Source organism: Pseudomonas sp. H1_A03 (genome assembly GCF_054685145.1).
Genome location: NZ_CP162829.1, coordinates 5,483,426 through 5,507,017, shown reverse-complemented (window position 1 = coordinate 5,507,017; position 23,592 = coordinate 5,483,426). Strand labels below are relative to the sequence as shown.

The 23,592-nt window shown below is 60.8% G+C and carries 19 protein-coding genes and 1 pseudogene; 12 read left to right on the top strand and 8 right to left on the bottom strand.

What is annotated here, in order from left to right:
* Positions 1 to 39: 39 nt before the first annotated feature.
* A complete protein-coding gene (locus AB4O35_RS25470; protein WP_065873322.1) occupies positions 40 to 192 on the bottom strand; it encodes a DUF3309 family protein in 153 nt (50 codons plus the stop codon).
* Positions 193 to 520: 328 nt separating this feature from the next.
* On the opposite strand from AB4O35_RS25470, the gene AB4O35_RS25465 reads away from it, so the two are divergent.
* Complete coding sequence (locus tag AB4O35_RS25465) at positions 521 to 1,336, top strand: SDR family oxidoreductase (RefSeq protein WP_065873321.1); 816 nt, start codon at positions 521 to 523, stop codon at positions 1,334 to 1,336.
* Positions 1,337 to 1,463: 127 nt separating this feature from the next.
* Positions 1,464 to 1,661 carry a carbon storage regulator CsrA gene (gene csrA, locus AB4O35_RS25460; RefSeq protein ID WP_049712242.1) on the top strand — a complete coding sequence of 66 codons (198 nt, stop codon included), beginning with the start codon at positions 1,464 to 1,466 and terminating at the stop codon, positions 1,659 to 1,661.
* Positions 1,662 to 1,668: 7 nt separating this feature from the next.
* Here csrA and AB4O35_RS25455 read toward each other — a convergent pair whose 3' ends face one another.
* From AB4O35_RS25455 to mnmC, 5 genes are all read right to left on the bottom strand, one after another.
* Positions 1,669 to 1,896 carry a YheU family protein gene (locus AB4O35_RS25455; RefSeq protein ID WP_003192759.1) on the bottom strand — a complete coding sequence of 76 codons (228 nt, stop codon included), beginning with the start codon at positions 1,894 to 1,896 and terminating at the stop codon, positions 1,669 to 1,671.
* Between the two features lie 59 nt (positions 1,897 to 1,955).
* On the bottom strand, positions 1,956 to 3,140 hold the full coding sequence (locus AB4O35_RS25450) for an osmoprotectant NAGGN system M42 family peptidase (protein WP_065873320.1): 1,185 nt from the start codon (positions 3,138 to 3,140) through the stop codon (positions 1,956 to 1,958).
* Positions 3,141 to 3,285: 145 nt separating this feature from the next.
* Entirely contained in the window at positions 3,286 to 5,031 is a 1,746-nt protein-coding gene (gene ngg / locus AB4O35_RS25445) for an N-acetylglutaminylglutamine synthetase (RefSeq protein ID WP_065891058.1), read from the bottom strand.
* Positions 5,032 to 5,034: 3 nt separating this feature from the next.
* On the bottom strand, positions 5,035 to 6,807 hold the full coding sequence (locus AB4O35_RS25440) for an N-acetylglutaminylglutamine amidotransferase (protein WP_460149357.1): 1,773 nt from the start codon (positions 6,805 to 6,807) through the stop codon (positions 5,035 to 5,037).
* Between the two features lie 158 nt (positions 6,808 to 6,965).
* Positions 6,966 to 8,954, bottom strand: a complete 1,989-nt coding sequence (gene mnmC, locus AB4O35_RS25435; protein WP_065873317.1) for a bifunctional tRNA (5-methylaminomethyl-2-thiouridine)(34)-methyltransferase MnmC2/FAD-dependent 5-carboxymethylaminomethyl-2-thiouridine(34) oxidoreductase MnmC1 — start codon at positions 8,952 to 8,954, stop codon at positions 6,966 to 6,968.
* A gap of 141 nt (positions 8,955 to 9,095) precedes the next feature.
* Between mnmC and pap the strand changes: the two genes are divergently transcribed.
* The 3 genes from pap to AB4O35_RS25420 all read left to right on the top strand — a co-directional run bounded on the left by pap (position 9,096) and on the right by AB4O35_RS25420 (position 13,202).
* Positions 9,096 to 10,604, top strand: a complete 1,509-nt coding sequence (pap, locus tag AB4O35_RS25430; RefSeq protein WP_065945319.1) for a polyphosphate:AMP phosphotransferase — start codon at positions 9,096 to 9,098, stop codon at positions 10,602 to 10,604.
* A 271-nt stretch (positions 10,605 to 10,875) separates the two neighbouring features.
* Positions 10,876 to 12,060 (top strand): thiolase family protein, encoded by a 1,185-nt coding sequence (locus AB4O35_RS25425; protein WP_065873315.1) that lies wholly within the window; start codon positions 10,876 to 10,878, stop codon positions 12,058 to 12,060.
* A gap of 185 nt (positions 12,061 to 12,245) precedes the next feature.
* Positions 12,246 to 13,202 (top strand): DMT family transporter, encoded by a 957-nt coding sequence (locus AB4O35_RS25420; protein WP_065873314.1) that lies wholly within the window; start codon positions 12,246 to 12,248, stop codon positions 13,200 to 13,202.
* Here AB4O35_RS25420 and AB4O35_RS25415 read toward each other — a convergent pair.
* Positions 13,199 to 14,581 carry a class II fumarate hydratase gene (locus AB4O35_RS25415; protein ID WP_460149356.1) on the bottom strand — a complete coding sequence of 461 codons (1,383 nt, stop codon included), beginning with the start codon at positions 14,579 to 14,581 and terminating at the stop codon, positions 13,199 to 13,201. The two genes, AB4O35_RS25420 and AB4O35_RS25415, sit on opposite strands and share 4 nt — an antisense overlap.
* Positions 14,582 to 14,774: 193 nt before the next feature.
* Here AB4O35_RS25415 and AB4O35_RS25410 point away from each other — a divergent pair, with 193 nt between their 5' ends.
* The 7 genes and pseudogenes from AB4O35_RS25410 (at position 14,775) to AB4O35_RS25380 (ending at position 22,497) form a co-directional block, all read left to right on the top strand.
* Positions 14,775 to 15,296: a DUF2059 domain-containing protein gene (locus AB4O35_RS25410; RefSeq protein ID WP_010208895.1), complete on the top strand. Its 522-nt coding sequence runs from the start codon at positions 14,775 to 14,777 to the stop codon at positions 15,294 to 15,296.
* A gap of 12 nt (positions 15,297 to 15,308) precedes the next feature.
* Positions 15,309 to 15,605 (top strand): BolA family protein, encoded by a 297-nt coding sequence (locus tag AB4O35_RS25405; RefSeq protein WP_065873312.1) that lies wholly within the window; start codon positions 15,309 to 15,311, stop codon positions 15,603 to 15,605.
* Positions 15,606 to 15,723: 118 nt separating this feature from the next.
* On the top strand, positions 15,724 to 16,665 hold the full coding sequence (trhO, locus tag AB4O35_RS25400; protein WP_065873311.1) for an oxygen-dependent tRNA uridine(34) hydroxylase TrhO: 942 nt from the start codon (positions 15,724 to 15,726) through the stop codon (positions 16,663 to 16,665).
* A 3-nt stretch (positions 16,666 to 16,668) separates the two neighbouring features.
* Positions 16,669 to 17,304, top strand: coding sequence for a DsbA family protein (locus AB4O35_RS25395; RefSeq protein ID WP_065873310.1), 636 nt, complete (start codon positions 16,669 to 16,671; stop codon positions 17,302 to 17,304).
* Positions 17,297 to 19,114 carry an ABC transporter ATP-binding protein gene (locus tag AB4O35_RS25390; protein ID WP_065873309.1) on the top strand — a complete coding sequence of 606 codons (1,818 nt, stop codon included), beginning with the start codon at positions 17,297 to 17,299 and terminating at the stop codon, positions 19,112 to 19,114. The genes AB4O35_RS25395 and AB4O35_RS25390 overlap by 8 nt, the downstream gene beginning before the upstream one ends.
* Before the next feature lie 71 nt (positions 19,115 to 19,185).
* Positions 19,186 to 21,649 (top strand): annotated as a pseudogene (locus tag AB4O35_RS25385) (EAL domain-containing protein).
* Between the two features lie 80 nt (positions 21,650 to 21,729).
* Entirely contained in the window at positions 21,730 to 22,497 is a 768-nt protein-coding gene (locus AB4O35_RS25380) for a TenA family transcriptional regulator (protein WP_258407178.1), read from the top strand.
* Between the two features lie 72 nt (positions 22,498 to 22,569).
* On the opposite strand, the gene AB4O35_RS25375 is transcribed toward AB4O35_RS25380, so the two are convergent.
* A complete protein-coding gene (locus AB4O35_RS25375) occupies positions 22,570 to 23,496 on the bottom strand; it encodes a GGDEF domain-containing protein (protein WP_065873306.1) in 927 nt (308 codons plus the stop codon).
* Positions 23,497 to 23,592 lie beyond the last annotated feature (96 nt).

The following is a 23,592-nucleotide window of genomic DNA, read 5'->3' as shown; positions in this document are numbered from 1 at the left end:
CAAGGCCTCTTTTTTTGCTGTTTTTTTGCTACCAGGGCTTTATATCCGGCCGAGCAACATCAACACCAGCAGCACTACCAATACCACCCCGAGGATACCCGACGGGCCGTAACCCCAGTTACGTGAGTGAGGGAACACTGGCAGACCACCGACCAGCAGGAGGATCAGGATAATGATCAGAATGAGGCTCATGGTTTTTTCCTTATTGGCTTTCTGCAAAGACCGGTTATTTAACGGTAGGCCCGACAGCTAACTTACGGACGCCTTAACAACTCCGACTATTGCCCCTTGCGAAAAATTCAGTATTTTTTTAAAGCATTTCGCGCACGTGCTTATTTCTTTTAATGCGTTCGCAAATTGGCTTTGCTAGTTGAAAAATATTGAACTTAGGCTATAGGCAAATATTCGACCCAGCTGCCGGTTTGCCAGGGGCATTCATCACTCTGATGGTGGGTGGGTGTAGGAAAAACCTTCGCTACACTGCCGGTCACTTCTTCCGTGAACCACAAGGCTACCTCCTATGCAAAATCGCATGATGATCACTGGTGCCGGGTCCGGCCTGGGTCGCGAAATCGCTCTGCGCTGGGCCCGCGAAGGTTGGCAATTGGCCTTGTCTGACGTCAGCGAGCCGGGCTTGCAGGACACCCTCAAGCGCGTGCGCGAGGCGGGCGGCGACGGTTTTGTGCAACGCTGTGACGTGCGCGATTACAGCCAGCTCACCGCTTTTGCCCAGGCTTGCGAGGTGAAACTGGGTGGCATCGATGTGATCGTCAACAATGCAGGCGTGGCGTCGGGTGGGTTCTTCGCCGAACTGTCCCTGGAAGACTGGGACTGGCAGATCGCAATCAACCTGATGGGCGTGGTCAAGGGCTGCAAGGCGTTCCTGCCCCTGCTGGAAAAGAGCAAGGGCCGCATCATCAACATCGCGTCTATGGCGGCATTGATGCAGGGCCCGGCCATGAGTAACTACAACGTGGCCAAGGCCGGCGTGGTGGCGCTGTCGGAAAGTCTGCTGGTGGAGCTAAAGCAGCAGGAAGTCGGCGTGCACGTGGTCTGCCCGTCGTTCTTCCAGACCAACCTGCTCGACTCGTTCCGCGGGCCGACCCCGGCGATGAAGGCGCAAGTGGGCAAACTGCTTGAGAGCTCGCCGATTTCGGCGGCGGACATTGCCGATTACATTTATCAGCGCGTCGCAGCAGGCGAATTCATGATCCTGCCCCATGAGCAAGGGCGGATGGCGTGGGCGTTAAAGCAGAAGAACCCGCAGTTGCTCTATGACGAGATGACCACCATGGCCGACAAGATGCGTGCTAAGGCGCAGGCGGTTAAAGGCTGATCAGGTGGCAGTCTGTCAGGCAAGTTACCTGCGTATGTAGGGAGTGCCTGATTTCACCGCAAGGCATTGATGCACCCACAGCCAGCGCGCATGGTCGAGGTCCTGTCATTCTAAAAGGACAACCGCCATGCTGGTCTTAAGCCGCGCTGTAGGCGAAGTCATCTCCATTGGCGATGACATCGCCGTGCACATCCTCGAGTTGAACGGTAACCAAGTGAAGTTCGGTGTTGCAGCGCCGGCCGGGGTGCATGTTCATCGCGCCGAGGTCTACCAGAAAATCCTCGAACGCCAAGCCGCCGAGCTGCACGCGGCCCCCAACCCTTAGCGCATTTTCAGTCGAACAGATGCTTGGGCACGTCGTGCTTGAGCATTAACTGGCATTGCTCGCTCTCGGGGTCGAACACGATCAGCGCCTGCCCCTTGGTCAGCGCCTGGCGCACGCGCAATACGCGGGTCTCCAGGGGCGTGTCGTCGCCATTGTCGGTGCCGTCACGGGTGACGAAGTCTTCGATGAGGCGGGTCAGGGTGTCGACTTCAAGCGCGTCGTAGGGAATCAGCATACAAGCCTCAGGTGATGGGTCCCGGCGATGCTACTGCGCCGGGACCGCAGTTGCCAGTCTCAGGACTTGTTGCCCACCAGGCTGTCCACCGATGGCACCCGCGTGTCGCTCTCCATTTGTGCATCGTGTTCAATCTGATGACTGAACCGATCCAATGAACCCTGGGCCGGTTGTGCGTCGCTGGCGAACACCGGCGGGCTGAGAATATACGCGCCCAGCAGGCGGCTCAGCGCCGCAAGGCTATCGATATGGGTGCGTTCGTAGCCGTGAGTCGCGTCGCAGCCAAACGCCAGCAACGCGGTGCGGATATCATGGCCGGCGGTCACGGCCGAGTGTGCATCGCTGAAGTAGTAGCGGAACAGGTCGCGGCGCACCGGCAACTCGTTATCAGACGCCAGGCGCAGCAAATGCCGCGACAGGTGATAGTCATACGGCCCCCCCGAATCCTGCATCGCCACGCTCACCGCATGTTCACTGGAATGCTGGCCGGGGGCGACGGGGGCGATATCGATGCCGACGAACTCACTGACATCCCAAGGCAGGGCGGCCGCTGCGCCGCTGCCGGTCTCCTCGGTAATCGTGAAGAGTGGGTGGCAGTCGATCAGCAGCGGTTCGCCGCTGTCGATAATAGCCTTGAGCGCGGCGAGCAGGGCAGCGACGCCCGCCTTGTCGTCAAGGTGTCGGGCGCTGATGTGCCCACTTTCGGTAAATTCGGGCAGTGGGTCGAAGGCCACGTAGTCACCGATGCCGATCCCCAGGGAATCGCAATCGGCGCGGGTCGCGCAGTAGGCGTCCAGGCGCAGCTCCACGTGGTCCCAGCTCACCGGCATTTCGTCCACGGCGGTGTTGAAGGCGTGCCCGGAGGCCATCAACGGCAACACGCTGCCACGGATCACACCGTTATCGGTAAACAGGCTGACGCGGCTGCCTTCGGCAAATCGGCTCGACCAGCAGCCTACCGGCGCCAGGCTCAGGCGGCCGTTGTCCTTGATCGCGCGTACGGCGGCGCCGATGGTGTCCAAATGCGCGGACACCGCACGGTCTGGGCTGTTCTTCTGGCCCTTGAGGGTGGCGCGAATGGTGCCGCGCCGCGTCATTTCAAACGGAATGCCCAGTTCTTCCAGGCGCTCGGCGACGTAGCGCACGATGGTGTCGGTGAACCCGGTGGGGCTGGGGATCGCGAGCATTTCCAGCAGCACTTTTTGCAGGTAAGCAAGGTCCGGTTCGGGGATGGTTCGGGTCATAGAGACTCCTGATGAAGTGGCAGGCTTAAAGGTGTATGGCGTCTGTTACGACGCCTTCGCGAGCAAGCCCGCTCCCACATTGGAATGCGGTCTGAATGTGGGAGCGGGCTTGCTCGCGAAGACGCCAGTACAGGCAACACATCTTTCAAGCAGACGGCTGGCTGTGGGGGAACAACAAATCCACGAACTTCTCCGCCGTGGGTTGCGGTTCATGATTGGCCAGGCCGGCGCGTTCGTTGGCTTCGATAAACACGTACTCGGGTTGATCGGCGGCAGGCACCATCAGGTCCAGGCCCACCATGGGAATATCCAGGGCACGCGCAGCGCGCACGGCGGCGTCCACCAGCGTGGGGTGCAGGATGGCGGTGACGTCTTCCAGGCAACCCCCCGTGTGCAGGTTGGCGGTGCGGCGCACGGCCAGGGTCTGGCCGCGAGGCAGAATGCTGCTGTAGTCGTAGCCGGCGGCGCGCAGGGTGCGCTCGGTTTCGGCGTCGACCGGGATTTTGCTTTCACCGTCAGTGGCGGCCTGGCGGCGGCGGCTCTGGGCTTCGATCAAGGCGCCGATGGAATGCTGACCGTCGCCGGTCACTTCGGCTGGGCGTCGGATTGCAGCGGCGACAACGTCGAAACCAATCACCAGGATGCGCAGGTCCAGGCCTTCGTGGAAGCTCTCCAGCAACACCCGACTGTCAAACTGCCGCGCTGCTTCAATCGCTTGCTGCACATCTTCGATGCTTTGCAAATCCACCGCTACACCATGGCCTTGCTCGCCATCCAGCGGCTTGACGACGACGCGCTGGTGCTCGTCGAGGAACTCCAGGTTGTCATCGGCGCTGCCCGCAAGTTGTTGCGACGGCACGTTCAGCCCTGCGGCTTTCAGCGTTTTATGCGTCAGGCTTTTATCCTGGCACAGCGTCATGCTGACGGCGGTGGTCAGGTCGCTCAGGGATTCACGGCAGCGCACACGGCGGCCGCCATGACTCAGGGTGAACATGCCCGCATCAGCGTCATCCACCTGCACATCGATACCACGTCGGTGGGCCTCCTCAACGATGATTCGTGCATAGGGGTTAAACCCCGCCTGCGGGCCGGGGCCGAGGAACAACGGCTGGTTAATGCCATTCTTGCGCTTGATCGCAAAGGTGGTCAGCGCGCGAAAACCGAGCTTGGCGTAAAGGTTCTTGGCTTGGCGGTTATCGTGCAGCACCGACAAATCCAAATAGCTCAAGCCACGGCTCATGAAGTGTTCCACCAGATGGCGCACCAGCACCTCGCCTACACCGGGGCGCGTGCATTGCGGGTCAACCGCGAGGCACCACAGGCTGCAACCGTTTTCCGGGTCGTGAAACGCTTTTTGGTGATTGAGGCCCATCACGCTGCCGATCACCGCGCCGCTGTCTTCATCCTCCGCCAGCCAATACACCGGGCCACCTTGATGGCGCGGCGTGAGGCGTTCGGCGTCGACAGGCAACATGCCACGCCCTTGATAGAGCCGGTTCACCGCCAGCCAATCGGCCTCGCTCTGCACGCGGCGAATACGGAAGCCACGAAACACTCGAGTCGCTGGGCGATAGTCGCTGAACCAAAGGCGCAACGTGTCGGACGGATCAAGAAACAACTGTTGGGGATCGATCCCCAGAATTTGCTGGGGGGCCGCCACATACAGAGCGATGTCTCGCTCGCCAGCCTGCTCATTGAGCAACTCCTGGGCGAGGCTGGCAGGGTCCGGAAAGGTATGGCCGATCAACAGCCGACCCCAACCGCAATGCACGGCAATCGGTTCGGCGGCCAAGGGGCTGCCGTCTTCAGCCAGGCGGGCTTGCAGGCGCTCGTAGGTTGGCGCCTGGCCCTTCAGCAAGCGTTGGCTGTAAGCCGCTGCAAGAGGTTTCATCAATCAGATTCCTTGTTCGCTGAGCCACAGGTTCAGCGCCGCCAGTTGCCACAGCTTGGAGCCGCGCAACGGCGTCAGTTGGCCCTGCGGGTCGGTGAGCAGGCGGTCGAGCATGGCCGGGTTGAACAGGCCGCGATCCTGGCTGGGGTCCAGCAACAGTTCACGGACCCAGTTCAGGGTATCGCCCTGCAAATGCTTGAGGCCCGGCACTGGGAAATAGCCTTTCTTACGGTCGATGACTTCGCTTGGGATGACACGGCGCGCGGCTTCTTTGAGGACCTGCTTGCCGCCATCAGGCAACTTGAACTTGCCAGGTACACGGGCCGACAGTTCCACCAGGCGGTAGTCCAGGAATGGCGTACGCGCTTCCAGGCCCCAGGCCATGGTCATGTTGTCGACGCGTTTGACCGGGTCGTCCACCAGCATCACCGTGCTGTCCAGGCGTAGCGCCTTGTCCACGGCGGCATCGGCGCCTGGCATGGCGAAATGCTCGCGTACAAAGTCACCGGCAGCGTCGTTGGCCGTCAGCCATTTCGGCGCGACGGTGGCGGCGTAATCCTCGTAGCTGCGGTCAAAAAACGCATCGCGATACGCCGCATAAGGATCGCTGGCGCCGTCCACCTGTGGGTACCAGTGGTAACCGGCGAACAACTCGTCGGCGCCCTGGCCGCTCTGCACCACCTTGCAATGCTTGGCCACTTCCCGCGACAGCAGGTAGAAGGCGATGCAGTCATGACTGACCATCGGCTCGCTCATGGCGCGGAACGCCGCCGGCAGTTGCTCGATGATCTCGCTTTCAGCGATGCGCAATTGGTGGTGACGCGTGCCGTAGTGCTTGGCGATCAGGTCGGAGTACTGGAACTCGTTGCCAGCTTCGCCGCCCGCGTCTTCAAAACCGATGGAGAAGGTCGACAGGTCTTGCACGCCGACTTCTCGCAGCAGGCCGACGAGCATGCTCGAATCGACACCGCCGGACAGCAGCACGCCGACATCCACGGCGGCACGTTGGCGGATGGCCACGGCTTCGCGGGTGCTGTCGAGCACGCGATCGGTCCAATCTTCCAGGCTCAGGTTTTTCTCGTCCTCATGGGGACCGTAGGGCAGGGTCCACCAGGTTTTCTGCTCGGTCTTGCCGTTGGCTTCGACACGCATCCAGCTCGCCGGCGGCAGTTTTTCAATGCCTGCCAGCAGGGTACGCGGTGCAGGCACCACGGCGTGGAAGTTCAAGTAGTGGTTGAGCGCCACCGGATCAAGGATCGGGTTGATATCGCCGCCCTTGAGCAGCGCCGGCAATGCCGAGGCAAAGCGCAAGCGCTGGCCGGTGTGCGACAGGTACAGCGGTTTTACGCCGAGACGGTCACGCGCGATAAACAGACGCTGGGCATCGCGCTCCCAGATGGCGAAGGCAAACATGCCGTTGAGCTTGGGCAGCAGCGCTTCGCCCCAGGCGTGATAGCCCTTGAGCAGCACTTCGGTGTCGCCACCGGAATAGAAGGCGTAGCCCAGGGCTTCCAGCTCTTGGCGCAATTCCGGGAAGTTATAGATCGCGCCGTTGAAGGCCAGGCTCAGGCCGAGGTGTGAATCGACCATCGGTTGGGCCGAGCCGTCCGACAGGTCCATGATCTTCAGGCGTCTGTGGCCCAGGGCAATCGGCCCTTGGGCATGGAAGCCCCAGGCATCCGGGCCACGTGGGGCCAAGTGATGAGTGATGCGCTCAATGGCCGCCAAGTCGGCAGGTTGGACATCGAAACGTAATTCTCCAGCTAATCCGCACATAAATTCCTTACCGGTTTTTCCGTTGGGGAGGGGTCAATACTCAATACGCCGCTGAGGGCGCGTACCCAGAAACTGACCCAGTGCTATCCGTGGAGTTTTAGACCGATAAGTTATAAGGCAAATAGCCGCGATGGCTTTAATGCCCTCGTTTGCGCTGATTACGGCGTCGTTGTTTTGCCGCGAATCAATGCCCGCAAGGGAAACCGGTTGGGGTGGCAAGCTTCGGCCACACTGGCCGGTACCGGCAGCGGTTCGTCACTCAGCCAGGCGGCGATCAGTTCGCCGCACAGTGGCGCCGTGATCAGTCCGCGTGATCCGTGGCCGCTATTAATGTACACGCCCGGAAGCCACGGGCACGGCGTATCCGGGACTTGCCGGGCGTCTTTGCCGAGCACGGCATACACGCTTTGAAACGCTGTACAATCCGCCAGCGGTCCGACAATCGGCAGGTAATCAGGGCTGGTACAGCGGAATGCGGCACGCCCCTCAAGCTGTTCCGGGGCCAGTTGTGCTCCGCCCAGGCGCTGCAACAGGTCTGTGGAAATCTCGCGCAGCATATCCAGGTTGCCAGCATGTTCGGCAGCGGTGGGCGTGAGGTCGTCGTTGGTGAAGTCGAAGCTGGCGCCAAGCGTGTGTTCACCCAGCCGGGCGGGCGCGACATAGCCTTCGGCGCACACCACCGTGCCCAGCGCCTGGCTGTCTGCGGTTTGCGGCAGTCGGCTGATCTGCCCACGAATCCGCTTGAGCGGCAGGTCGGCGCTGAACGCAAACCGCTTGATGTCAGCCGCTCCCGCCAGCACCACCACTGAGGCGCTCGCCAGCACGCAATCGCCGTTGCGGGCTTGCCACTGGTCATCGACCCGGTGCAGCTCAACGGCCTCGTTATGTGTGAGTACCTCAATCAACGGATGTGCCGCCTGCCACTGGCAAAGCGCCGGCGGGTGCACCCAACCGCCTTCGGGGAAAAACAGGCCGCCCTGGGCCAGGCTGATTCCGGCGCGTTGTTGGGCCTGATCGCGGTCCAGCAGGTGCAGCAGATCCGGGGCGAACGCATCGGCGAGTTGCGCCTGGCGCTGGCCTTCCTTGGCATCAAACGCCAGTTGCAGCACGCCGCAGCCGTCCCAGTCGACGCCTCGATGTAAGTGCTCCAATAGCCGTCGGGTGTGGCCGAAACCGCTGAGAATCAGTTGCGACAAGGCCGTGCCGTGTGCGGAAAGCTTGAGGTACAGCACGCCTTGGGGGTTGCCCGACGCTTCCTGCGCCAACGCCGCATGGCGTTCCAGCAGGCTGACGCGCCAGCCCCGTGCCGCAAGGCTGGCGGCGGTGGCGCAACCGGCCAGGCCGCCGCCGATGACCATGGCATGGCGCTGGCCTGTGATGACAGGGGGGCGGGCGAACCAGGGTTTGGCTGGTGTGGGACACGGGGTATCTACGGGCCAGCCAAGAAACTCGCCGCGCAGGATCTCCCACTTGTGGCCGATGCCGGGTGTGCGCTTCATCTTGAACCCGGCCGCGTTGATCAACCGTCGTACCCAGCCGGTGCTGGTAAAGGTACTGATGGTTGAGCCGGGTGCCGCCAGGCGCGCCAGTTCGGCAAACAGCTCGGCGGTCCACATGTCGGGGTTTTTCGCCGGGGCGAAGCCGTCGAGAAACCACGCGTCGATCTGCGCATCCAGTTGTGGCAATTGTTCCAGGGCATCGCCGATCAACAGGGTCAGGGTCACGCGGCCGTTATCCAGCACCAGCCGCTGGAAGCCTTGATGGACAGCGATGTACTGCGCCAGTAGTTGCTCGGCGAAGGGCTGCAGCTCGGGCCAGAGGGCGAGGGCGCGTTGCAGGTCGACGTGGCTCAGCGGGTACTTTTCCACGCTGACAAAATGCAGGTGCGCACCGGCAACCGCGTGCTGTTCGAACAGTTGCCAGGCACACAGGAAATTCAACCCGGTGCCGAAGCCGGTTTCACCAATCACCAGTCGCCCATCCGCCGGGAGCGCCGCGAAGCGTTGCTGCAAACGGTTCTGTTCGAGGAACACGTAGCGGGTTTCTTCAAGGCCCGACTGGTCGGAAAAGTACACATCGTCGAACACCTGCGAGTGCGGGCGGCCTTGGTCATCCCAGTCGAGCTGGGCGTGGGTGATGGGGTTCATGGGCGGCTCGGTAAATTCCAGGTGGCCATTCTAGCCGATCAACCCGTGATGAATTGACCTACGGCAAGCGCGTATGGAATTTCCTCCCGCGCGCTGCTGCCCAATCCGCTAGTCTTGGTCCAACTTGAAACGGAGCTGCCCATGTTCGAATCCGCTGAAATCGGCCACGCCATCGACAAAGACACTTACGACGCCGAAGTGCCGGCACTGCGTGAAGCCCTGCTGGAAGCGCAGTACGAGCTGCAACAGCAGAAGCGCTTTCCGGTCATCATCCTGATCAATGGCATCGAAGGCGCCGGTAAAGGCGAGACCGTCAAACTGCTCAATGAATGGATGGACCCGCGCTTGATCGAAGTGCGCACCTTCGACCAGCAGACCGACGAAGAACTGGCGCGACCGCCCGCGTGGCGCTACTGGCGCCAACTGCCGGCCAAGGGCCGCATGGGGATTTTTTTCGGCAACTGGTACAGCCAGATGTTGCAAGGCCGGGTACATGGGCAGATCAAGGATGCACGCCTGGACCAGGCCATCGCCGGTGCCGAGCGCCTGGAGAAGATGCTCTGCGATGAAGGCGCGCTGATCTTCAAGTTCTGGTTCCACCTGTCCAAGAAGCAAATGAAGGCGCGGCTCAAGGCCCTGGCCGATGACCCGCTGCACAGCTGGCGCATCAGCCCGCTGGATTGGCAGCAGTCCGAGACGTACGACAAATTCGTGCATTTCGGCGAACGTGTGCTGCGCCGCACCAGCCGCGACTATGCGCCGTGGCATGTCATCGAAGGCGTTGACGCGCATTACCGTGGTCTGACCGTGGGCAAGATCCTGCTCGAAGGCCTGCAAAACGCCCTGAAGCTGCCCAAGGGCAAGGCCAGTGGCATGAACCCGGCGCCATTACCCTCGGCGGTGGACCAGATGAGCTTGCTTAACAGCCTCGACATGACGTTGCGGCTGGACAAGGACGATTACGAAGAGCAACTGATTACGGAGCAGGCGCGTTTCTCCGGCCTGATGCGCGACAAACGCATGCGCAAGCACGCCCTGGTCACGGTGTTTGAAGGCAACGATGCGGCGGGCAAGGGCGGGGCGATCCGTCGTGTCGCCGCCGCACTGGATCCGCGCCAGTACCATATCGTGCCGATTGCCGCGCCCACCGAAGACGAACGCGCCCAGCCTTACTTGTGGCGGTTCTGGCAGAAAATCCCGGCGCGGGGCAAGTTCACCGTGTTCGATCGTTCGTGGTACGGCCGCGTGCTCGTGGAGCGCATCGAGGGCTTTTGCACCACGGCGGACTGGATGCGCGCCTATGGCGAGATCAATGACTTCGAAGAGCAACTGCGCAATGCCGGCGTGATCGTGGTGAAGTTCTGGCTGGCCATCGACAAGCAGACCCAGTTGGAGCGTTTCCAGGCCCGCGAGGAAATCCCCTTCAAGCGCTTCAAGATCACCGAGGACGACTGGCGTAACCGCGACAAATGGGACGACTACCGCGCCGCCGTCGGCGATATGGTCGACCGCACCAGCACTGAAGTCTCGCCCTGGACATTGGTGGAAGCCAATGACAAGCGCTGGGCCCGGGTCAAGGTTTTGCGCACGATCAACGTTGCCTTGGAAGAGGCATTTGCCAAGTCCGACAAGCACGATAAAAAGAAATAACCCCTTTTATGGTGACTGGAATTTCTGTAGTGAGCGGGCTTGCCCCGCGCTGGGCTGCAAAGCAGCCCCAAAACCTGCCAACGAGATTTAACTGGATAAATGCGGTGCCTGGATTAGGGCTGCTTCGCAGCCAAGCGCGGGGCAAGCCCGCTCACTACAAGTTGTTTACCTGCCATGCTTTTGTATAGGCGGGGTGAATGATCGTCGCGATTGGGAGGGCCTGGATCTATCCTCGATCCAACTCCCAACAACGACAAGATCGAGGTAGCCCATGCGTGAAGTAGTGATCGTCGACAGCGTGCGAACCGGCCTGGCCAAATCCTTTCGCGGCAAGTTCAACCAGACTCGCCCGGATGACATGGCGGCCCATTGCGTCAACGCGCTGCTGAGCCGCAACGGCATCGACCCGGCGACGGTGGAAGATTGCATCGTCGGCGCCGGCTCCAACGAAGGTGCGCAGGGCTACAACATCGGACGCAATGTGGCGGTGCTGTCACAATTGGGCACCGGCACGGCGGGGATGACCCTCAATCGCTTCTGCTCGTCGGGCTTGCAGGCCATTGCGATTGCGGCGAACCAGATTGCCTCGGGTTGCAGCGACATCATCGTCGCCGGTGGTGTCGAGTCCATCAGCCTGACCATGAAAAGCGTCAACACCGACAACCTGATCAACCCACTGCTCAAAGAGCAGGTGCCGGGTATTTACTTCCCCATGGGCCAGACCGCTGAAATCGTCGCTCGTCGCTACAATGTCAGCCGCGAAGAGCAGGACCTGTACGCCCTGCAGAGCCAGCAGCGTACCGCCCAGGCTCAGGCTGATGGTTTGTTCAACGATGAAATCGTGCCCATGGCCGTCAAGTACAAGGTCGAAGACAAGAACACCGGTGAAGTGCAGGTGCTCGATGGCGTGGTTGATCGTGATGATTGCAACCGTCCGGACACCACGTTGGCCAGCCTGCAAGGGTTGAAGCCGGTATTTGCCGAGGACGGTTCGGTGACGGCGGGTAACTCGTCGCAACTGTCCGACGGGGCTTCGATGACCCTGGTGATGAGCCTGGAAAAAGCCTTGGCGTTGGGCCTCAAGCCCAAGGCTTTTTTCCGTGGGTTTACCGTGGCTGGCTGCGAGCCGGACGAGATGGGCATCGGCCCGGTGTTCTCGGTGCCCAAGCTGCTCAAGGCCAGGGGCTTGCAAGTGGCGGATATCGACCTGTGGGAGCTGAACGAAGCGTTTGCGTCGCAGTGCCTGTATGCGCGTAATCGCCTGGGCATTGATAACGCGAAGTACAACGTCAACGGTGGTTCGATTTCCATCGGGCACCCGTTCGGCATGACCGGATCGCGGCAGGTAGGGCATTTGGTGCGTGAGCTGCAGCGGCGCAATGTGCGCTATGGCATCGTCACCATGTGCGTCGGCGGCGGCATGGGCGCCACCGGCCTGTTCGAAGCCGTCCGCTAAACCCCGAAGAAACCGGCTCGAATGTGAGGGCTGGCTTGCCTGCGATAGCGGTCGATCAGTCGATTTTCTGCCTGACACACCGCCATCGCAGGCAAGCCGGATCCCACATTTGAACGGCGTCATAGCCCAACCCTTTCACTTACCCCTAGAATGCTGCACCACTTCCTCTGGCTCCTGGGGCATTCATGCACATCTCTTCCGGCCGCTGGGTCTATGGTTTTTTCCTGACCCTGCTGACCGCGCTGCTCTGGGGCATTCTGCCGATCAAACTCAAGCAGGTGTTGCAGGTGATGGACCCCATCACGGTCACCTGGTTTCGCCTGACGGTGGCCGGCGGTTGCCTGTTCTTCTACCTGGCGCTCACCCGGCGCTTGCCCAGCCGCAAGGTGCTGGGCCCCAAGGGTGGCTGGCTGGTGGGGATGGCCGTGTGCGGCCTGGTGGGCAATTACGTGCTGTACTTGGTGGGCTTGAAAATGCTCAGCCCCGGCACTGCGCAGTTAGTGGTGCAGATGGGGCCGATCTTCTTGATGGTCGCCAGCGTGTTTGTGTTCAAGGAGCGTTTCAGTCGCGGGCAAGTACTGGGGTTGTTGGTGCTGATGGTCGGTTTTGGCCTGTTCTTCAACCAACGTCTGTTGGAGTTGTTGACGTCACTTGGCACCTACACCGCCGGGGTGCTGACCGTTCTGCTCGCGACGTCGATCTGGGTGTTCTACGCCCTGGGTCAGAAGCAATTGCTCACGGTGTGGAATTCGCTGCAGGTGATGATGGTGATCTACCTGTCCTGCGCCGTGCTACTCACGCCTTGGGCGCACCCGCTGGAGGCGTTGGACCTGAGCCCGCTGCAAGGCTGGTTGCTGCTGGCGTGCTGCATGAACACCCTGGTGGCCTACGGCGCCTTTGCTGAAGCGCTCGCGCATTGGGAAGCCTCGCGGGTCAGTGCGACTCTTGCGCTCACACCGTTGGTGACCTTTGTAGCCGTCGCCCTGGCGGCGTGGCTGTGGCCTGAGTATGTGCAGGCCGAAGAAATCAACGCCCTGGGGTATGCCGGGGCGTTGGTGGTGGTGTTGGGCTCGGCGACCGTGGCGCTGGCGCCGTCGTTGCTCGCCGGGCTCAAGGCCCGGCGGGTGCGCATGGCTTCCTAGGCGCCTAGCATGTCCTGCGGGCGAACCCACTGATCAAATTCGGCATCCGTCAGATAGCCCAGCGCCAGTGCAGCCTCCCGTAGGGTGAGGCCTTCGGTGTAAGCCTTCTTGGCGATTTCTGCCGACTTGTCGTAGCCGATATGCGGATTAAGCGCAGTCACCAGCATCAGCCCACGCTCCAAGTGCGCGCCCATCTGCTCGGCGTCGGGCTCGAGACCGGCAATGCAATGTTCCTGGAAGTTGTTGCAGCCGTCGGCCAGCAGGCGGATCGACTCCAGCAGGTTGTGGATGATCACCGGCTTGTACACGTTTAACTGCAAGTGCCCTTGGCTCGCGGCCATGCCGATGGTTACGTCATTGCCCAAGACCTGGCAGGCCAGCATCGACAGCGCTTCGCATTGGGTCGGGTTGACCTTGCCCGGCATGATCGAACTGCCCGGCTCGTTGGCCGGCAACTTCACCTCGGCCAACCCGGCGCGCGGGCCGGAGCCGAGCAGGCGCAGGTCGTTGGCGATTTTCATCAAGGCCACGGCCAGGGTTTTCAGGGCGCCGTGCAGGGTCACCAACGGCTCATGGCCGGAGAGGGCGGCGAATTTGTTTGGCGCGGTCACAAACGGCAAGCCGGACAGCGCCGCCAGTTCGGCGGCAATCGCTTCGCCAAAACCCTGCGGCGCATTCAGCCCGGTGCCCACGGCCGTGCCGCCCTGGGCCAGCTCGCACACGGCGGGCAGGGCGCTGCGCACAGCGCGTTCGGCGTAGTCGAGCTGGGCGATAAATGCCGAGAGTTCCTGGCCAAAGGTGATCGGCGTGGCGTCCATCATATGGGTGCGCCCGGTCTTCACCAGGTTCATATGCCGGGCGGCCAGTTCGGCCAAGCCACCGGAAAGCGTGGCGATCGACGGCAACAATCGCTCATGTATCGCTTGTACCGCTGCGATGCTCATGGCGGTGGGGAAGCAGTCATTGGAACTCTGGGAACGGTTGACGTGATCGTTGGGGTGCACCGGGCTCTTGCCGCCGCGCTTGTTGCCAGCCAGCTCATTGGCGCGGCCGGCGATCACTTCGTTGGCGTTCATGTTGCTTTGGGTGCCGATGCCGGTTTGCCAGACCACGAGGGGGAACTGGTCGTCATGCTGGCCAGCCAGCACTTCGTCGGCGGCTTGTTCGATCAGGCGGGCGATGTCGGCAGGCAGGTCGCCATTTCGATCGTTGACCCGTGCCGCGGCCTTTTTGATCAGGGCCAGGGCGTGCAGTACCGCCAGGGGCATGCGTTGCTCGCCAATGGCAAAATTCACCAGCGAACGTTGGGTCTGAGCGCCCCAGTAAGCGTCATCCGGGACTTGGACTTCTCCCAGGCTGTCGGTTTCGATACGGCTCATCGGGCACACTCCTTCGGGTTCGTTTGCGCAGTTTAGGCCCTGATCGACCCAGCGGGTTCCATAAAAGGCTTTTCATCGGATTCATTGCCCGCAAATCCAGGCCCGACAAGGGGTGGGGTTGAGCCTTGGCGTTTTTTAGGCGCAGAATGGGCGCCCTTGGGGTCTTACCTCGCCTGCTAGAAAAGGAAACTCGATGACTCGTCTTCGTGCCATCTGTACCGCGGTTGCTCTGGTTTGCGCCAGCGGCCAGGTTTTTGCCGATACCGCCAGCCACAACGCCAGTGCCGAAGCCTTCCTTACCCTGGCCCACGCTGACAAGCTGGGTACCCCGGTGTACATGCAAGTGCAGCAAATGTTCGCCCAGCGTTTCGAACAAACCAAGGCGCCTGCCGCCAAGCAGTCCGTACTGGACAGCTACCAGGCCAAGGCCAACGCTGCCCTGGACCAGGCTATCGGCTGGCCAAAGCTGAAACCGGACATGGTCAAGCTCTACACCACCAACTTCAGCGAATCCGAACTCAAGGACCTGGTTGCCTTCTACCAGTCGCCACTGGGTAAGAAAGTCCTGGAAAAAATGCCGCAACTGACCCAGCAATCGGCCCAGATGACCCAGGCCAAGCTGGAAAGCGCCGTGCCGGTGGTGAACAAGCTGTTGGAAGACATGACCAACGAACTGGCACCGGCGAAGAAACCTGCTGCCCCTGCCAAGAAGTAAGTGGAGCCGGCAATGACCATGCAACAGCGTATCGAAGTGGCGCTCGCCGAGCTGGGCCAGGACTATTTGAGCGTGCAGGATGAAAGCCATATGCACAGCCGTGGGTTGCAGACCCACTTCAAGGCCGTGCTGGTCAGCCCGCAGTTCGAAGGCCTTAACCGCGTCAAGCGCCACCAGAAGGTCTACGCCACCTTGGGTGACCTGATGGGCGAGTTTCATGCGCTCGCGTTGCATACCTACACGCCTGAAGAATGGGCGAAAATCGACGCAGCCCCGGCCTCGCCGACCTGCGCCGGCGGGCATGACTGATGATCGGGTGTCTCTGACACCGAGCATTTGTTAGAATCCGCAACGCGCCGCTCAGACGGCGCGTTTTTTTTGCATCCGGTTCACCCTTTACGAGGGTAGCCACCTGGAGAGAACACCCGTGACTCAACCGATTGTCGTGGCGGCACTGTATAAGTTCGTCACCCTCGAAGATTACGTCGCCCTGCGCGAGCCATTGCTGCAGGCGATGGTCGACAACGGCATCAAAGGCACCTTGCTGATCGCCGAAGAAGGCATCAACGGCACCGTTTCCGGAAGCCGCGAAGGCATTGATGGCCTGATGGCCTGGCTGAAAAAAGACCCGCGCATGGTCGACATCGACCACAAAGAATCCTACTGCGACGACCAGCCGTTCTACCGCACCAAGGTCAAGCTCAAGAAAGAGATCGTGACCCTGGGCGTCGAAGGCGTCGACCCGAACAAAAAGGTCGGTACTTACGTCGAACCGCAGGACTGGAACGCGCTGATCAGCGACCCGGAAGTGCTGCTGATCGACACCCGTAACGACTACGAAGTGTCCATTGGCACCTTTGAAGGCGCGATTGACCCGAAAACCACCAGTTTTCGTGAATTTCCCGACTACATCAAAGCCAACTTCGACCCCGCCAAGCACAAGAAAGTCGCCATGTTCTGCACCGGCGGCATTCGTTGCGAGAAAGCCTCCAGCTATATGCTCAGCGAAGGCTTCGACGAGGTCTACCACCTCAAGGGCGGCATTCTGAAGTACCTCGAAGAGGTGCCGCAGGCAGAAACCAAATGGCAGGGCGACTGCTTTGTGTTCGACAATCGCGTGACCGTGCGCCACGACTTGAGCGAAGGCGACTACGATCAATGTCATGCCTGCCGCACACCCGTGAGTGTGGAAGACCGTGCATCCGAGCACTACGTGGCTGGCATCAGCTGCCCGCATTGCTGGGATAAGCTGCCCGAGAAGACCCGTCGCAGCGCGATTGATCGGCAAAAGCAGATCGAGCTGGCCAAGGCCCGCAACATGCCGCACCCGATTGGCTTCAACTATAAGCAATCACCTTCCGAGGCTTGAGCCATGTCCACGCGCCTGCTCTATGTAATGGACCCGATGTGTTCCTGGTGCTGGGGCTTTGCCCCGGTGGCCAAGGCGTTGGTGAAGCAGGCCCAGTCGGCCGGTGTGGAACTGCACCTGGTGGTGGGCGGCCTGCGCACCGGCAGTGGCGCGGCGTTGGAGCCGACGACCCGCCGCTACATCCTGGAGCACTGGCAGGCCGTCACCGACGCCACTGGCCAGCCGTTCAAGCGCGAAGGCGCATTGCCTGACGGTTTTGTGTACGACACGGAGCCCGCGTGCCGCGCCATCGTTACCGCCCGCAGCTTGGCGCCGGATTGCGCGTGGAAACTGCTGGGGCTGATCCAGCATGCGTTTTATGTCGAGGGCCGCGATGTGACCCTTGCCAGCGTCCTGGTGGAGCTGGCCGAACAAGCGGGCATTCCACGTATCGAGTTCGCCGGTGCCTTCGACCGTGCGGAGCAGCATGCTGCCACGGCTGCCGACTTCACTTGGGTACAGGACTTGGGCATCGCCGGCTTCCCGACGCTGTTGGCCGAGCGTAATGGCCAGTTGGCCCTGCTGACCAACGGTTACCAGCCGCTGTCCGAGCTGTCGCCGTTGTTGGCCCGCTGGCTGGAGCGAGCGACCTGTGCATGATCAGCCAGACAAAAATGCCGGCAAACGTGTGGACCGACTGACCTGGGCGGAAATTCGCCGCCTGGCCCTGCGTCACAAGAAATCCCTGTGGATCGCCAATGGCGTTGCCGTACTGGCAACCCTGTGCAGTGTACCCATCCCCTTGCTACTGCCGTTGCTGGTGGACGAAGTGCTGCTGGGCCATGGCGATGCCGCCCTCAACGTGATGAACCACGCCCTCCCGCTGGGTTGGCAGAAAGCGGCCGGGTATATCGGCCTCATGCTGCTGGTGACCCTGTGTCTGCGCTGCGGCGCCCTGGTGTTCAACGTGGTGCAGGCGCGGCTGTTTGCGCGGCTGGCCAAGGACATTGTGTACCGCATCCGCGTGCGCCTGATTGAGCGGCTCAAGCGTATTTCCCTGGGCGAGTACGAAAGCCTGGGCAGTGGCACGGTCACCACGCACTTGGTCACCGACCTGGATACCCTGGATAAATTCGTCGGCGAAACCCTCAGCCGCTTTTTGGTGGCCATGCTCACGCTGGTGGGCACTTCGGCGATCCTGGTGTGGATGCATTGGCAATTGGCGCTGCTGATCCTGCTGTTTAACCCGCTGGTGATCTACGCCACGGTGCAGTTGGGCAAACGCGTCAAACACTTGAAGAAGCTGGAAAACGACAGTACTTCGCGCTTCACCCAGGCCTTGACCGAGACCCTCGACGCTATCCAGGAAGTGCGCGCCGGCAACCGCCAGGGCTTTTTCCTCGGGCGCCTGGGCCAGCGTGCCCGGGAAGTGCGTGACTTTGCCATTCATTCACAGTGGAAAACCGACGCCTCCAGCCGCGCCAGTGGTTTGCTGTTCCAGTTTGGTATCGATATTTTCCGTGCGGCCGCCATGCTCACCGTGCTGTTTTCCGACCTGTCCATTGGCCAGATGCTCGCGGTGTTCAGTTACTTGTGGTTCATGATCGGGCCGGTGGAGCAGCTGTTGAACTTGCAATATGCCTATTACGCGGCGGGCGGGGCCCTGACGCGGATCAACGAACTGCTGGCGCGTGCCGACGAACCGCAGTATGCCGGGGGGGAAGACCCGTTTACCGGGCGTGAGACCGTCGGCATCGAAGTGCGCGGCCTGAACTTCGGCTACGGCGAAGACCTGGTGCTCGACCAGTTGAACCTGGTCATTGCGCCGGGCGAGAAAGTGGCAATCGTCGGCGCCAGCGGCGGCGGAAAAAGTACCTTGGTGCAACTGCTGCTCGGGCTGTATACGCCACAAGCTGGAACTATTCGCTTTGGTGGTGCCACTCAGCAGGAAATCGGGCTGGAGACCCTCCGCGAAAACGTCGCCGTGGTGCTGCAACATCCCGCGTTGTTCAACGATACTGTGCGCGCCAACCTGACCATGGGCCGCGAGCGCAGCGACCAGGCCTGCTGGCAGGCACTGGAAATCGCCCAGTTGGATGCTACCGTCAAGGCATTGCCGATGGGCTTGGACAGTGTGGTGGGGCGCTCCGGAGTGAGGTTTTCCGGCGGGCAGCGTCAACGCCTGGCGATTGCGCGCATGGTGTTGGCCGAGCCGAAAGTGGTGATCCTCGACGAAGCAACTTCCGCCCTGGACGCCGCTACCGAGTACAACCTGCACGAGGCGCTGGCGCGGTTTCTCAGTGGGCGTACTACACTGATCATCGCCCACCGCCTGTCGGCGGTTAAGCAAGCCGACCGAGTATTAGTGTTCGACGGCGGTCACATTGCTGAGGATGGTGATCATCAGCAATTGATTGCAGATGGCGGCTTGTACGCCAAACTCTACGGGCACTTACAGCAAGTACGTTGATTCAGCCTAAGCTGAGCTATCGGAAGCGGTTTTTCGCGTGCGTATCCAGCAGTGCATGTGCAAGGGACTTCATGAAGCAAAAGCGTACTCTCGGAACGCCAAGGCTATTGGGCATTGTGTGGCCTTTCATCGCCGTGGTGCTGTTTCAGGCATTGTTGGGCTGTGTCAGTCTTTTCATGCTTTCAGCTGTGCGCGGCTATGTGGCCGGCGAGAGCCTGTGGTCGAAGGGCCAGAAAGACGCCATCTACTACCTCACGCTCTACGCTGACAACCGTGACGAAGCCACGTACCTCAGATACCAGCAGGCCATAGCCGTGCCCCAGGGCGGGCATGAGCTGCGCATCGCCCTCGATCGTCCTACGCCTGATCTTACGGCTGCGCGGCTGGGCATTCTCAAGGGGGGCAACCACCCGGATGACGTCTCGAGCCTGATCTGGCTGTACCTCAATTTTCGTCACTTCAGCTACCTGGAAAAAGCCATCGAGTTGTGGACCGTGGGCGATAGCTACCTGGTGCAACTCGATGGCCTGGCCCAGGAGATGCACGGCGCAATCCTCCGCGACCACGTCAGCGCCAACGATGTGCGGCAATGGAAGGCGCATATCATCGCGATCAATGAAGGCGTAACGCCAGCTGCCAAGGCCTTCAGCGATGCCTTGGGCGAAGGCTCGCGGATGATCCTGCGGCTGCTGCTGATTACCAACCTGGCCACGGCCCTTGGCCTGATTGTGCTGGCGCTGTTGCGCACGCATAAGTTGCTGGCCCAGCGCCACGCTTTCGCCAATGCCCTGCAACAAGAGAAGGAGCGAGCGCAGATCACGTTGGAGTCGATTGGCGATGGCGTGATCACCACCGACGTCGACGGCGCCATTACCTACATGAACCCGGCAGCCGAGGCGCTGACCCACTGGCATTCGGCCCAGGCTCAGGGCCTGCCGCTGGCAGCGTTGTTCAACTTGTTGGATGACGATGCCGAGCCCGACGGGTTTACCCTGATCGAACATATCGTCAAGGGCCAGCTCAGCGGCGGCAGCGAGCATTCAAAGACCATCCAGCGGCTGGATGGCAGCACGGTCTCGGTGACTCTGGTGGGTGCGCCGATCCGCAGCGACGGCAAGGTGACGGGGGCGGTGCTGGTGTTGCATGACATGACCCAAGAGCGCCAATACATCGCCAACCTGTCCTGGCAGGCAACCCATGACGCCCTGACTGGCCTGGCCAACCGCCGCGAATTCGAATTCCGCCTGGAACAAGTGCTGCACCCGGCAGGGCAGCAGCACGGCGGGCGGCATGCATTGATGTTTCTTGACCTGGACCAGTTCAAGCTGGTCAACGACACCTGTGGTCATGCGGCCGGTGACGAACTGTTGCGACATATTTGCGCGTTGCTGCAGTCGGACCTGCGCGAGGGCGACACCCTGGCGCGCCTGGGGGGGGGATGAGTTCGGCATTTTGCTGGAAAACTGTCCGGCGGTCGTGGCGGAAAAAATCGCCGAGAGCCTGCGCCATACGGTGCAGAGCCTGCATTTTGTGTGGAAGGGCCGGCCGTTCATGACCACTGTCAGCATCGGCCTGGTGCACCTTGGGCAAACCCCGACCACCCTGGAAACCTCGCTGCGCGCCGCCGACATGGCGTGCTACATGGCCAAGGAGAAAGGTCGCAACCGTGTGCAGGTGTACCACGCCGATGATTCGGAATTGTCCCTGCGCTTTGGCGAGATGGCCTGGGTGCAGCGCCTGCACATGGCCTTGGAAGAGAACCGGTTTTGCCTCTATGCCCAGGAAATCTCGCCCCTGGGACAGACCGATGCGGGCAATGGGCATATCGAAATCCTGCTGCGCCTGCATGATGAGGCCGGCCGCATTATCTTGCCCGACAGCTTTATCCCGGCGGCCGAGCGTTACGGTCTGATGACGTCCCTGGACCGTTGGGTGGTGGAGAATGTGTTCAAGATCATCGCCCGTTGCCTGCAGGAGCGTCCGAACCGCCCGATGGCCATGTGTGCGATCAATCTGTCAGGCATAACTATTGGTGATGATGAGTTCCTCGGGTTTTTACGTGAGAAATTTCATACTTACAATATTCCGCCCGGCATGATCTGTTTTGAAATTACTGAAACCAGTGCGATTGCCAATCTGGGCAGTGCAATCCGCTTTATTAATGAACTCAAAGCCTTAGGTTGTCAGTTCTCGCTGGATGACTTTTGTGCCGGAATGTCCTCATTCGCTTATCTCAAACATTTACCTGTAGACTTCCTGAAGATCGATGGAAGTTTCGTAAAGGATATGCTGGACGACCCGATTAACCGCGCGATGGTCGAAGTGATCAATCACATCGGCCATGTCATGGGTAAGCGCACAATTGCAGAATTTGTCGAGACACCGCAAATCGAACAGGCACTACTCGAAATTGGTGTGGATTACGCTCAGGGCTACCTGATTGAACGACCGCAATTGTTTACCTTTGATAGCTTGCAGTGTCGACCTGTGCGGCCGCAGCCCCTGTTATTCAAGGCGCCTGGCACATTCCGCTGAAACATTCGCTGGTCTGTACAATCACACTTAAAAAGGAGCCTTAAACAGTGATCGACACATTCAACAGAACCGGCCCGCTTATGGAAGCCTCGAGTTACCCCGCCTGGGCACAAAAACTGATCCAGGACTGTAGCGAGAGCAAGCGTCGCGTTGTCGAACACGAACTGTACCAGCGCATGCGCGATAACACGCTCAGCGCCAAGACCATGCGCCACTACCTGATCGGTGGCTGGCCTGTGGTGGAACAGTTTGCCTTGTACATGGCACAGAACCTCACCAAGACCAAATTTGCCCGCCATCCCGGGGAGGACATGGCGCGCCGCTGGCTGATGCGCAATATTCGCGTGGAACTCAACCATGCCGACTATTGGGTGCATTGGGCCCGTGCTCACGGCGTGAGCCTAGAAGAGTTGCAGGCCCAGAACGTACCGCCGGAGTTGCACGCACTGAGCCATTGGTGCTGGCACACCAGCTCTGCCGATTCGCTGATCGTGGCGATTGCCGCGACCAACTACGCAATCGAGGGGGCAACGGGGGAATGGTCTGCGGTGGTCTGTTCTACCGGTGTCTACGCGGCGGCCTTCCCAGAGGAAGAGCGCAAGCGTGCAATGAAGTGGCTGAAGATGCACGCCCAGTACGATGACGCCCACCCGTGGGAAGCGCTGGAAATCATCTGCACCCTGGCCGGCATGAACCCGTCCCAGGAATTGCAGGTAGAGCTGCGCCAAGCCGTGTGCAAGAGCTACGACTACATGTATCTGTTCCTGGAAAGTTGCATGCGCCTGGAGAAAGAGAAGGCGCCAACGTTGGTGCGTGACCGCCAGGCGCGGGTCGCCAGCGAAGCCTGATGCAGTAGGTAATGTGGCGAGGGAGCAAGCTCCCTCGCCACAGTTATTTCATTCGCCTTTAACGGTTAGGGCTTACCCCGCCATCGCCAAGCGGTTGCGGCCTTCGCGCTTGGCCACGTACAACGCGCTGTCAGCTCGGCGCAGCAGGCTTTCGGCAGATTCTGCAGCCAGCAAGGTCGAACAACCGAGGCTCACCGTCAATTCGATCCGTTCTCCATCCGCCCGGTAATCCTGGGTCTGTGCCGCTTGGCGCAGGCGTTCGCCGACCATTGCCGCCGCGTCTCGGCCGGTGTTGGACAGCAGGATCAGAAACTCTTCCCCGCCAAATCGAAACACCATGTCCACGTTGCGCAATTGACTCTTTATAGCTGCGGCGACGGCGCGCAACACGGTATCGCCGGCGGTGTGGCCGTGGGTATCGTTGATGACCTTGAAGTGGTCGATGTCGAGCATCAGCAAGGACAGCGGGTTCAAGTGCCGGCGCGCCATGTCGATTTCCCGTTGCAAGGTCTGGTCCATGGCAATGCGGTTGCCGGTCTCAGTCAACGGGTCGCGCAGGGCGCTGCGGGTGGCGGCACGGTAAAGCAGAGCGTTGCGCATCGGGTAGAGCAGGGTGGCCAGCAGGGATTCGAGCTGGCCCAGTTCTTCTTCCACCAGGCGCTGGTTGCGGCGAAAGATTAATTCACCGAGGTGCTCGCCTTCATGGCTCAGGCTGTAGCTCGCCGTATGGTGGCCGCGATGGCCGAACTCCAGGCGCAGGTCGCTGGCTTGATGGCGGTATTGCAGTGCGTCCAGAGGCACCAGGCGTTGGATCTCTCGGAAGAAAACACCGAGGATGCGCTCCGGTTCCAGGCTGGTTTGCAGTTGCAGGCCCAGTTGCTGGCGAAGTTGAGTGATGGTGGTGGGGCGGCGTGGGACGAGGGATGGCTGACCAAACCCCAGGCGCTGCAATTTGGCACTGTCGAAGTCAATTGCGTTGGTCTGGGTAGGTGTTTTCATAAGCGATCGGCCTCTAAGCTCTTAGCTGTCTTACAGGCTCGATGAGAGTGGCGAGTGCCAAGCGTCTAACTGTTCCTTCAGTTCCGTAAAACATTG

Excerpts from the sequence above, each read along its gene's own strand:
- AB4O35_RS25470 (WP_065873322.1), bottom strand. The coding sequence starts at position 192 with ATGAGCCTCATTCTGATCATTATCCTGATCCTCCTGCTGGTCGGTGGT.
- AB4O35_RS25465 (WP_065873321.1), top strand. The coding sequence starts at position 521 with ATGCAAAATCGCATGATGATCACTGGTGCCGGGTCCGGCCTGGGTCGC.
- csrA (WP_049712242.1), top strand. The coding sequence starts at position 1,464 with ATGCTGGTCTTAAGCCGCGCTGTAGGCGAAGTCATCTCCATTGGCGAT.
- AB4O35_RS25455 (WP_003192759.1), bottom strand. The coding sequence starts at position 1,896 with ATGCTGATTCCCTACGACGCGCTTGAAGTCGACACCCTGACCCGCCTC.
- AB4O35_RS25450 (WP_065873320.1), bottom strand. The coding sequence starts at position 3,140 with ATGACCCGAACCATCCCCGAACCGGACCTTGCTTACCTGCAAAAAGTG.
- ngg (WP_065891058.1), bottom strand. The coding sequence starts at position 5,031 with ATGAAACCTCTTGCAGCGGCTTACAGCCAACGCTTGCTGAAGGGCCAG.
- AB4O35_RS25440 (WP_460149357.1), bottom strand. The coding sequence starts at position 6,807 with ATGTGCGGATTAGCTGGAGAATTACGTTTCGATGTCCAACCTGCCGAC.
- mnmC (WP_065873317.1), bottom strand. The coding sequence starts at position 8,954 with ATGAACCCCATCACCCACGCCCAGCTCGACTGGGATGACCAAGGCCGC.
- pap (WP_065945319.1), top strand. The coding sequence starts at position 9,096 with ATGTTCGAATCCGCTGAAATCGGCCACGCCATCGACAAAGACACTTAC.
- AB4O35_RS25425 (WP_065873315.1), top strand. The coding sequence starts at position 10,876 with ATGCGTGAAGTAGTGATCGTCGACAGCGTGCGAACCGGCCTGGCCAAA.
- AB4O35_RS25420 (WP_065873314.1), top strand. The coding sequence starts at position 12,246 with ATGCACATCTCTTCCGGCCGCTGGGTCTATGGTTTTTTCCTGACCCTG.
- AB4O35_RS25415 (WP_460149356.1), bottom strand. The coding sequence starts at position 14,581 with ATGAGCCGTATCGAAACCGACAGCCTGGGAGAAGTCCAAGTCCCGGAT.
- AB4O35_RS25410 (WP_010208895.1), top strand. The coding sequence starts at position 14,775 with ATGACTCGTCTTCGTGCCATCTGTACCGCGGTTGCTCTGGTTTGCGCC.
- AB4O35_RS25405 (WP_065873312.1), top strand. The coding sequence starts at position 15,309 with ATGACCATGCAACAGCGTATCGAAGTGGCGCTCGCCGAGCTGGGCCAG.
- AB4O35_RS25395 (WP_065873310.1), top strand. The coding sequence starts at position 16,669 with ATGTCCACGCGCCTGCTCTATGTAATGGACCCGATGTGTTCCTGGTGC.
- AB4O35_RS25380 (WP_258407178.1), top strand. The coding sequence starts at position 21,730 with ATGGAAGCCTCGAGTTACCCCGCCTGGGCACAAAAACTGATCCAGGAC.
- AB4O35_RS25375 (WP_065873306.1), bottom strand. The coding sequence starts at position 23,496 with ATGAAAACACCTACCCAGACCAACGCAATTGACTTCGACAGTGCCAAA.